This is a genomic window from Kurthia sibirica (assembly GCF_003143975.1).
Lineage (GTDB): Bacteria > Bacillota > Bacilli > Bacillales_A > Planococcaceae > Kurthia > Kurthia sibirica.
This window is the reverse complement of record NZ_QFVR01000028.1, coordinates 24024-33972: the sequence shown is the minus strand read 5'-3', so window position 1 is coordinate 33972 and position 9949 is coordinate 24024. Positions and strand designations below refer to the sequence as shown.

Below are 9949 nucleotides of genomic sequence, written 5' to 3'. Positions count from 1 at the left end.
AAAGAAGATTTGCACTTGATGCAAATCTTCTTTTTTTATAATTGTACCGAAGGTGCAAGAGCAGTTGAAGAAGAAACATTTTGAACAATAATCCAAGCATGACGAGGCAGCAAGCGACAAGAAAGAGGAGCGTACGATGTGTACGTGACGACAGAATGGCGAGCAGCTAACGAAGACAGGTGCAGGAGAAGTGTTCAAAAACAAAGTGTTGGCGGTATGATTGCACCCGCCCCATACGAAAGAAGATGTGCACTTGATGCAGATTACTCATAGAGAAGTTAGGCATTGTCGAAATCAAAAGAAAAATAATAATATTTTCTAATTTTGGTAAAATAAGGAGTGTTGAATTATACTAAAAGTATAGATGAAGGAGGTAATTTATGACAAAAACAACGAAAAGTATTACGATAATTGCAGTCATATTATTCGTCATGTGGTTTGTGAACACTTTCTTTTTAGAGGTTAGAGAAGAAGGACGTAAGGATATTTCACAACAGCAATTTTTCATGGAGGGGAATGATCATTTCATAAAAATTAATGATTATGACCTTAAAATATCAGATGAAAACTTTAAAAAAATTAACTTAAATGACAACAGCTCTTATAAATTATCATTCACGTATAATAAATTATTTAAATCAGGACAAATAGAGAAAGTAATAAAATATGAATAACATATAAAGACTCTGAGACAAAACCCCCTCATAAATAGAACAGGTAGTCATGGATAGAATTCATGGCTGCCTGTTTCTTTTATTAATTACTATGTTTTTGTTTTAGGTGATTCATACCGCTTTTTATTGCATTTTATCAGCTATTTTCATAACACCATTAAGATGTTTTAGCTAGTATGTTAAATGCCAGTGAAAAAGGTGATTTAGTTCGCATAGATGATAAAAATGAAGAGAAATAGTCGTCTTTTATTGTTGTTAATTGAATGAGAAGACAAAAGTCTTTGCTGGGCATTTTACAAAACAAAGAAAAAGGGAAATTGCGTCAGCAATTTCCCTTTTTGCATGAATGGAGACCACTATATGACACAATCTGTTTATATTACATAAAGTATAGAACATCTTCAATTTTTTTAGTCGTTGCTACTAATTGATCTAAGAGAAAGGATTTTCTTTCTTCAGTAAATGAGTATTCTAATACACTCATGCTGATTATATGAAGGAGTTCGCCATTTTTTGCAAAAATAGGTGCTGCTAACGCAATTGTTTCTTTTGCAGAATCAGAAGCAATTGCATAGCCATTAAGTACGGTATTTTGTAGAATAGCTAAATCAATAGCAAATGGGTTTTCTTTTTTAGATAAAAATTCTCGGCAGGAAAGAATTACTTGATTTACGGCTCCTATGGGCATAGCCGTTCGTAAACCTAATGGATCAACGATATGAATACGACTATTAGGCCCATCTAATCTCTCAACAATCATCGATTCAGTTTCCATAGGTTTATGCATATAAATACTTTCATTAACCGTTTGGGCTAACTCATCCATGATTGGACGAATACGTGAAACATAGTCGTACTGGTCGTAAACTTGAAGCCCGTATTGCATCCAAACATCACCCAGTCTATACCGTTTATTATGAGGATCTAATTCGACAAAGCGATGTTCGACTAATGAAGATAAAATTCGGTGAAGTGTAGCTAGTGGTAGATTTGTTCTTTCTGTCAGTTCGCTGATGGTTAAACCTTGTTGATGATTTTGTGAAATTGCTTTTGTGATGATCATCATACGATTCATCGCTTGCATTTCTGTCAACTCCCTAAAATATAAAATTTTCCCTATTGACATTATAAACGACAAAACTTATATTGGGAATACAAACTTCCTTTTAGTGGAATGATTTTCCGTTAGACGGAAAGAAAGAGGTGGAGAAATGTACATAAATACGATGTACAAGAAATTGGATCAGGTAATTGTAAAGCACCCAAAAGACGCATTTATTAATCAGCAGCATCTCCAAGAAAATTGGGAAAAATATTTTTACTTAGCTGAACCGAATTTTGATGAAGCTGTTAAAGAATTTGATCATTTTATAGCGTTATTGAAAAATGAAGTTCGAGAAATTTTATATTTGAAAGCGGATACATCTGTTGGTTTAGATTCAATTTATGCACATGATCCGGTTAAATTCACTCCGAATGGTGCGATTATTCTGAAATCAGGGAAAATTGCGCGTCAATCGGAGGCGATAGCTTATAAAAAATTTTTACAAGACAATAATATAGCGATTATTGGTGAATTAACAGGTGATGCTGTTTGTGATGGAGGCGATATTGTCTGGCTAAATGATCAAACAATAGCCATTGGCAGAAGTTATCGAACGAATGATGAAGCTATTCGTCAGCTTACTGAAATAGTATCGCCAATGGTTGATGAAGTGAAGGTTATTCAATTACCTCATGATTTAGGTGAGGATGCCTGTTTACATCTTATGTCCTTCATAAGTATTGTGGACAAAGATTTAGCAGTTGTATATTCGAGATTAATGCCTGTGGCGCTTCGTCAATGGTTAGTATCAAATGATTTTGAACTGATTGAAGTTCCAGAAGATGAGTATGATTTATTGGGATGTAATGTATTGGCGATTGCTCCGAGAGTCTGTATTATTCCAGACGGAAACCCGGTGACAAAACAACGATTACTAGATGCAGGTGCACGGGTTCATTCCTACAAAGGTGATGAAATTACAGTAAAAGGTACAGGTGGACCAACTTGTTTAACAAGTCCCGTAATTAGAAGATAATTAGAGGAGGAAAATAAATGTTTAGTTCAGTTATTGTAAAGAAACCAGGTAAAAGCTATGTAGAAGGGCTAACAACTTCAAATTTAGGTATGCCCAACTATGAGGAGTTATTAATTCAACATGAAAACTATGTGAAGGCTCTTGAAAAATGTAACGTGAATATAGCGTATTTAGAAGCAGATGAAAATTATCCGGATTCTACTTTTGTAGAAGACACAGCAGTACTAACAAGTGAATTTGCTGTTTTGTGTAACCCAGGAGCAGCTAGTAGAAATGGTGAAATTGTTTCCATGGAAAAAGAACTTCTGAATCATTTTGAAAATTATATTACGATCAACAGCCCAGGTCATGTGGATGGTGGAGATGTTTTGCAGGCGGATCAGGTTTTTTATATCGGTATTTCAGAACGTACAAATGAAGAAGGGGCAAAACAACTACAGACAATCCTTCAACAGCGTGGGTTTGAAGCCCATATTATCCCATTAAAAGAGTTCTTCCATTTGAAAACAGGCATTGCTTACTTAGGTAATAACAAAATGATTCTTGCTGGAGAATTTGTTGATCATGAGTTATTTGATAAATATGACAAAATTATCATTCCGAAAGAAGACGAATATTCTGCAAACTGTATTTTAGTGAATGATTATGTCATCATCCCATCAGGCTACCCTGCAACACAACAAAAACTTGAAGCACATGGTTATAAAACAATTGAACTCCCAATGAGTGAGTTCCAGAAACAAGATGGTGGCCTTAGCTGTCTGTCATTACGATTTTAATAGACAATCTCTAATTTAATGCAAGGGGGAGAGGTATGTTGAACAATGATGGAAAACCACAACTGAGTCGCACGATGAAAAGTAGACATTTAATGATGTTATCTCTTGGGGGAGTAATTGGTACAGGCTTATTTTTAAATGTAGGCTACACGATTAATCAGGCAGGACCTGGTGGAGCCATTATTGGTTATTTAATTGGTGGCATCATCTTGTATATGGTCATGACTTGTTTGGGTGAATTGGCTGTTCATATGCCGGTTACTGGATCTTTTCAAACATACGCTACGAAGTTTATTCATCCTTCAGCTGGTTTTTCACTTGGGTGGATGTATTTTGTAGGCTCAGCTGCAACAGCGGGCGTAGAATTTACCGCAGCGGGGATTTTGATGAAACATTGGTTTCCGAGCATCCCAACATGGATATGGTGTGCGCTATTTATTGCACTGCTCTTCTTGCTAAATGCTTTGTCAACGAAAGGTTTTGCAGAAGCGGAATTTTGGTTTGCGAGTATTAAAGTGGTAGCGGTCTTATTTTTCATCGTAGTTGGTATTGTAGCAATTGCCGGCATCGTACCAATGGAGGGGCGAGCAACACCAAATCTTACTAATCTTGCACCGACTGGGCTATTTCCCGCCGGTATTGTCATCATCTTTGTGACGATGATGAATGTTATTTTTTCCTATCAAGGTTCTGAATTAGTAGGTATTGCTGCTGGTGAAACAAAGGATCCAGAAAAAACAATTCCACGAGCAATTCGCACAATTATTTTACGAATTATTGTGTTTTATTTAGCATCAATCGTTGTGTTATCTGCAATATTCCCAGCCAGTGAATTGGGCTTATTGGAAAGCCCATTTGTGAAATTACTGGAGCTGGTCGGTATTCCTTATGCACCAGATCTTATGAATTTCATCATTTTAACAGCCATTTTATCAGTAGGTAATTCGTGTTTATACGCTTCAACTCGTCTGTTATGGGCAATGTCGTTGGAAGGCATGGCGCCGAAATTATTTTCAAAAACAAGTAAACGAAATATTCCCTTAAATGCCTTGCTGTTTACAATGTTTTTTTCATTATTGTCCCTATTAACAAGTATTATGGACGCGGATGCTGTTTTTGTACTGCTCATGTCTATTGCAGGTATTTCCGTAACGATTTCTTGGATGGGTATTGCATTATCGCAACTTATGTTCCGAAGAAAATATATACAAGCCGGAGGGAAAGTAGAAGAGCTACAATATCGCGTAAAATGGTATCCAGTAATTCCGCTATTGTGTATATTGTTTTGTGGAGCATTGCTCGTATTCCTACTATGGGATCCAACGCAAAGAATCGGTGTTATTTATGGCTTAGGATTCTTAATCGCATGTATTAGTTTTTATATGATTAAATTAAATAAACCCAAATTACAGCAAGGAGTTGTTCCTGATGAAATTAAACCATGAAGTAGCAAATGATTTGAACTGGCAAACACCGCAAGATCTGCGCACATTATTAAATGAAGTTGTAGGTTGGGGTAGTGAAACATTTTCAGAAGGAGAACAGCAATTTAGCCGGAATTTATATGAAAAAATAGCAACATTAGATTATTTTGTAAAACAACCAGAATTATTAAAATGCGTAGATGTTGATTTCGGAAGGCAGGTTGTATCGGCTTTATATGATAGTACAGTGACAAATGAAACAATTGTCTTGATTAGTCATTTTGATACAGTTCAAACCGAAGAATATGGAGATTTTCAACATTTAGCAACACAACCTGAACAACTTACTCGTTTTTTTGAAGAAAATCCTCATTTATTAAATCAGTCGGCCCAAGTAGACCTATTGAAGGGTGATTATCTTTTTGGTAGAGGTGTTATGGATATGAAAATGGGGCTATGTTTGCATATGCAGTTAATTGAAAAAGCTATTCAAGAACAATGGCCAGTAAATCTTTTGTTGATTACTGTACCAGATGAAGAAGTGAACTCAGCAGGAATGCGTAAAGCCATTGAACATATCGCGATACTACAAAAAGAGAGAAATATACATGTAAAATTATTTCTTAACAGTGAACCATCCTTTTCTCAAGGTCCTGCAGATATTAAAGAATATGTTTATTCAGGAACAATCGGTAAAATAATGCCTGCTGCCTTGTTTTATGGCAAGGAAACACATGTAGGGGAGCCGTTAAAAGGAATGACAGCTCCTTATATGAGTAGTTTTCTAACTGCTGAAATGGAGTGGAATGAACGTTTTGAAGAGACATCATATGGTGAAAAGACACCACTGCCCGTTACATTACAATTGAAGGATTTGAAAGATCAATATTCAACTCAAACACCTTACCGTGCAACGGCACTTTACAATGTATTTTTAATGAAAAGAAGTTCGTCAGAAATAATGGATATATTTGAAGCGGTAGCAGGTCAAGCCATGAAGAAATGCCAGGACAAATATGATGCCTTATGTAAAAAACAGCAGGTTGAAGGTGTCGGTAGTATTCGGATCATTCGCTATGCGAACTTAAAAGAATACGCAATTTCAAAAATGGGTGAAGAGCGTGTAGCGGTAATAGAAAATCGTATTATTGCAGATGAGTCATTGGATGACCGCGCGAAATCATTAAAACTTGCAGATCAATTGATGATTCAATGCCAAGAACTTGCACCTGCAGTAGTTATTCTTTTTGCACCACCCTATTATCCAGCAGCAAATTCATCCGACCATCCATTGATTAAACAAGCTGTATCCCATTTATTAAAAAAAGCTGAACCTTATAATATACCGTTAGAGCAAATTCATTATTTTAATGGTATATGTGATTTAAGTTACTGTCAGTTTGTGTTAGATGACGGTTGGCAAGCTTATGAAGAGAATACACCTGTTTGGGGAAAAACATATAGCATTCCTTTTGAGGCTATTGCAACATTTGACGCACCCGTATTAAACGTGGGTCCATTTGGTAAAGATGCACATCAAATTTCAGAACGCTTACACATAAAAAGTGCCTTTGAAGAAATGCCGGTATTGCTAGAAAGTCTGATAAAAGCAATCTAAAATTAGGCAGGGGGAAATTCTATTGTCAAACAAGGGGACGATTGCAGAGAAGAACGATGACTCTGTAATCGATAAACAAGATGGGCATCATGGTAATTCACAAACACCAAATGATCCAAATGATCCAAATGATCCAAATGATCCAAATGATCCAAATGATCCAAATGATCCGAAAAAACAAAAAGCAACAGGTTTAAATGCATTTGTTTTAATGTTCATGCTTATTATAACGATGACGATTTTGACCTATATTATTCCAGCGGGGCAATATGAGCGCGTAGAGGTGGATGGTCGGACTGTAGTAAATCCAGAAAGTTTTCATTTTGTTGAAAATACACCTGTCGGATTTTTACAAATGTTCTCAAGTGTACATCTTGGGTTAGTAGAAGGTGCGCAAATTATTTTATTTGTCTTCTTGTTTGGTGGAGCACTTGGTATTATGCAAAAAACGGGAACAATCGATTCATTTATTCGGCTAATGGCAGCTAAGTTTGGCAAACGCCAACAAATACTGATTCCTTTACTCGTATTGATTTTTGCATCCTTAGGTACATTAATTGGTTCGGCTGAGGATACGCTTGTTTATATAGCCATTATTATTCCTTTAACAATGGCACTCGGGTTAGATGCAATAACAGGTTTTGCCATTGTTATGCTTGGGACGTTAGCCACAGGTTTTGTATCAGGTATCACGAATCCATTTAATGTTGGTGTAGCGCAATCTATTGCAGAATTACCTGTATATTCAGGCATGTGGATGCGTGTAATCGCCTTTGTCGCTTTTTATACGCTAACAATTGTCTTTATTAGCAAACATGCTAATAAAGTTAGAAAAGATCCTTCTAAAGGAATTTATGGCAAATTTAATCCAGAAGAAGCAATTACAATCGATCATAATTTCAAAATTAGTAAAAGCCATATGATTGCATTAATTATTCTCTTATTAAATTTTGTTGCACTTGTAGTGGGGGTTATAAAATATCATTGGTATATCAGTGAAATTGGCGGAATATTCTTACTTAGTGCGATTTTAATGAGTTTAGTATGTAGAATGCCATTAAATAGTATAGGTACAGGTTTTGTAGATGGTGCGCGTGATATGACTGAGGGAGCTTTAATTATTGGCTTTGCGCAAACCATTCTTGTTATTACGCAAGCAGGTGGTTTAATTGATACCATCCTTTATTATGTATCAAATTTAGTGAGTGTTCTACCGGCATCAATCAATGCGGTTGGCATGTTTATATTGCAACTCTTTTTAAATTTTTTAGTACCATCAGGCAGTGGACAAGCTGCATTGACAATGCCGATAATGGCTCCTTTAGCAGACTTAATAGGCGTAACAAGACAAACTGCAGTATTGGCCTTCCAATTTGGTGATGGTATTTCAAATATGGTCATTCCAACTAGTGGTGTCTTACTTGCAGGTTTAGCTATAGCGGGTATTCCCTTTACTAAATGGGTACGTTGGGTATTCCCTTATTTTTTAATCCAAACAACAATAGCCATTCTATTATTAATCATTGCCCAATTCACAAATTACGGACCATTTTAGGAGGATAAACATGACAAATGAAATTATTTCAGAATCACTAGAGATTTCCCAACAAATTATACAGTGGCGTCGTTATATTCATCAAAATCCAGAATTATCAAGAAATGAATTTAAAACATCACAATTTATAGAGGAACAATTACGAATGATGCCCTATTTAGAATTGAAAAAACTAACTCCCACAAGTATTTGTGGAATTTTAAAAGGCTCTCGTCAAGGCCGGGGGAAAACCATTTTATTACGTGCAGATATTGATGCTCTTCCTATTCAAGAGGAACTTGACTTACCTTTTGCATCACAAAATCCAAATGTGATGCATGCTTGTGGGCATGACGCGCATGCTGCAATGTTATTAGGAGCAGCAAAAATCCTTACCGATTTAGGTACTGATTTTTCGGGCGAAGTGCGTTTCGTTTTTCAACATGCGGAAGAAGTAACGCCGGGTGGAGCTGAAGAATTAGTAGCAGCAGGCATTACAGATGGTGTCGACAATGCATTTGCTCTGCATGTCTACCCTTACTATAAAGCAGGTGAATTTGCGCTCCGTGCTGGAAAAATGAATGCTGCAGGAGATGATTTTGAAATTGAAGTAGTCGGTAGTGGAGGACATGCTTCTACACCAGAGCTTACAGTGGATCCGATTATTGTAGGTACACAAATTATTCAAACATTGCAAACAATTGTATCTAGAAAAGTTCCTGCTATTCATGCACCAGTTGTAACAGTAACGCAATTTCATTGTGGAGATGCACTGAATATAATTGCCAATAAAGCAGATATAGGTGGTACGATTCGTTCACATAATAATGAAGTACGAGTGAAAGCACGTGAAGAATTAGAAAATATTGTGTATCAGACCGCTGCAATGCATGGTGCGACAGCAACTATTAAATGGGATATAGGTTGTGCAGCTGTTCAAAACGATCATCAAGCAACAGCTATTAGTATTCGCGCAGCTCAATCGATTGTAGGGGAAAAAAATACATGTACGATTGCTGAACCTATGTTTGGAGCTGAGGATTTTGCAGCTTATAGTGAGGAAGTACCATCGTCTATGCAATTTATTGGTGTTCATAATGAATCTTTTGGAGAAGTTTACCCTTTGCACCACCCTAAATTTCAAATTGATGAATCAGCACTGGTGTTAGGTTCACGATATTTTGTAGAAATTGTAAAAGAGCTTTGTGAGTACTAATGAACGATTAAAACCTACAAGAAATAACCTCCTAATAGATTTTTAGGAGGTTATTTCTTGTAGGTTTTAAAATGAAGTTGTATGAAAATCTTGTTCTGCTTGATGCATGGTTTGAATGTAAATAGAAGTTAAATCATCATCGTTATCGGGCAATTGTAGATTTAAAAGTAATTGTTCGAAACTTCTAGCAATTGTCTGTATGCGATTCGTTTCTGATGAATACCATATGATTTTGGGTTCTTTACCAAAGTGGCTACGATAATCCAACGCCACCCACTCGTCTTTTATTCCGCTAATAATAACAATATTAGTAGGTATGGCCCAATCAATTTTTAATTGATAATTATTGCCGATACCTATTTTAGAATCTATACAAAACAAAAAATCAATTTGTATGTTTTTATTTTTAAATTTACGTGAAACAAAGTCACTATAAGCAAGTTCACCGCCATTTTGACCTTTCATAAATCGTTTATATAATAGGGGGAGTTTTACACCGAGTTTTAGTTCGGTTTGTTCTATACGCTGATCCGTTAAAACAGGGTAATTGAATAAAGATGCTGGTTGTTGTTGCCAAAGATAATCAAGCATTTAAAAAACCTCCTTTTTTTAACTATAGCAGT

At 36.0% G+C, this 9949-nt stretch carries 10 protein-coding genes; 8 read left to right on the top strand and 2 right to left on the bottom strand.

Going from position 1 to position 9949, the window contains the following annotated elements:
• Positions 1-138: 138 nt before the first annotated feature.
• A complete protein-coding gene (locus tag DEX24_RS17735) occupies positions 139-273 on the top strand; it encodes a hypothetical protein (RefSeq protein WP_282956637.1) in 135 nt (44 codons plus the stop codon).
• A gap of 107 nt (positions 274-380) precedes the next feature.
• Positions 381-674 carry a hypothetical protein gene (locus DEX24_RS15255; RefSeq protein WP_109307264.1) on the top strand — a complete coding sequence of 98 codons (294 nt, stop codon included), beginning with the start codon at positions 381-383 and terminating at the stop codon, positions 672-674.
• 379 nt (positions 675-1053) lie between these two features.
• On the opposite strand, the gene DEX24_RS15250 is transcribed toward DEX24_RS15255, so the two are convergent.
• On the bottom strand, positions 1054-1758 hold the full coding sequence (locus DEX24_RS15250) for an IclR family transcriptional regulator (protein WP_170112967.1): 705 nt from the start codon (positions 1756-1758) through the stop codon (positions 1054-1056).
• Positions 1759-1885: 127 nt separating this feature from the next.
• On the opposite strand from DEX24_RS15250, the gene DEX24_RS15245 reads away from it, so the two are divergent.
• The 6 genes from DEX24_RS15245 (at position 1886) to DEX24_RS15220 (ending at position 9326) form a co-directional block, all read left to right on the top strand.
• Positions 1886-2755 carry a dimethylarginine dimethylaminohydrolase family protein gene (locus DEX24_RS15245; RefSeq protein WP_109307262.1) on the top strand — a complete coding sequence of 290 codons (870 nt, stop codon included), beginning with the start codon at positions 1886-1888 and terminating at the stop codon, positions 2753-2755.
• 17 nt (positions 2756-2772) lie between these two features.
• A complete protein-coding gene (locus tag DEX24_RS15240) occupies positions 2773-3534 on the top strand; it encodes a dimethylarginine dimethylaminohydrolase family protein (RefSeq protein ID WP_109307261.1) in 762 nt (253 codons plus the stop codon).
• A gap of 35 nt (positions 3535-3569) precedes the next feature.
• Entirely contained in the window at positions 3570-4979 is a 1410-nt protein-coding gene (locus DEX24_RS15235; RefSeq protein ID WP_109307260.1) for an amino acid permease, read from the top strand.
• Positions 4963-6576: a M20/M25/M40 family metallo-hydrolase gene (locus DEX24_RS15230; RefSeq protein WP_109307259.1), complete on the top strand. Its 1614-nt coding sequence runs from the start codon at positions 4963-4965 to the stop codon at positions 6574-6576. Before DEX24_RS15235 ends, DEX24_RS15230 begins: the two co-directional genes overlap by 17 nt.
• A gap of 211 nt (positions 6577-6787) precedes the next feature.
• On the top strand, positions 6788-8131 hold the full coding sequence (locus tag DEX24_RS15225) for a YfcC family protein (RefSeq protein WP_109307266.1): 1344 nt from the start codon (positions 6788-6790) through the stop codon (positions 8129-8131).
• Between the two features lie 10 nt (positions 8132-8141).
• Positions 8142-9326 carry a M20 metallopeptidase family protein gene (locus DEX24_RS15220; protein WP_109307258.1) on the top strand — a complete coding sequence of 395 codons (1185 nt, stop codon included), beginning with the start codon at positions 8142-8144 and terminating at the stop codon, positions 9324-9326.
• A 66-nt stretch (positions 9327-9392) separates the two neighbouring features.
• On the opposite strand, the gene DEX24_RS15215 is transcribed toward DEX24_RS15220, so the two are convergent.
• Positions 9393-9917 carry an SMI1/KNR4 family protein gene (locus DEX24_RS15215; RefSeq protein ID WP_109307257.1) on the bottom strand — a complete coding sequence of 175 codons (525 nt, stop codon included), beginning with the start codon at positions 9915-9917 and terminating at the stop codon, positions 9393-9395.
• Positions 9918-9949: the final 32 nt, after the last annotated feature.

Bases quoted from the DNA above. Each gene is read 5' to 3' on its own strand.
- DEX24_RS15255 (WP_109307264.1), top strand. From the start codon at position 381: ATGACAAAAACAACGAAAAGTATTACGATAATTGCAGTCATATTATTC.
- DEX24_RS15250 (WP_170112967.1), bottom strand. From the start codon at position 1,758: ATGCAAGCGATGAATCGTATGATGATCATCACAAAAGCAATTTCACAA.
- DEX24_RS15245 (WP_109307262.1), top strand. From the start codon at position 1,886: ATGTACATAAATACGATGTACAAGAAATTGGATCAGGTAATTGTAAAG.
- DEX24_RS15240 (WP_109307261.1), top strand. From the start codon at position 2,773: ATGTTTAGTTCAGTTATTGTAAAGAAACCAGGTAAAAGCTATGTAGAA.
- DEX24_RS15235 (WP_109307260.1), top strand. From the start codon at position 3,570: ATGTTGAACAATGATGGAAAACCACAACTGAGTCGCACGATGAAAAGT.
- DEX24_RS15230 (WP_109307259.1), top strand. From the start codon at position 4,963: ATGAAATTAAACCATGAAGTAGCAAATGATTTGAACTGGCAAACACCG.
- DEX24_RS15225 (WP_109307266.1), top strand. From the start codon at position 6,788: ATGTTCATGCTTATTATAACGATGACGATTTTGACCTATATTATTCCA.
- DEX24_RS15220 (WP_109307258.1), top strand. From the start codon at position 8,142: ATGACAAATGAAATTATTTCAGAATCACTAGAGATTTCCCAACAAATT.
- DEX24_RS15215 (WP_109307257.1), bottom strand. From the start codon at position 9,917: ATGCTTGATTATCTTTGGCAACAACAACCAGCATCTTTATTCAATTAC.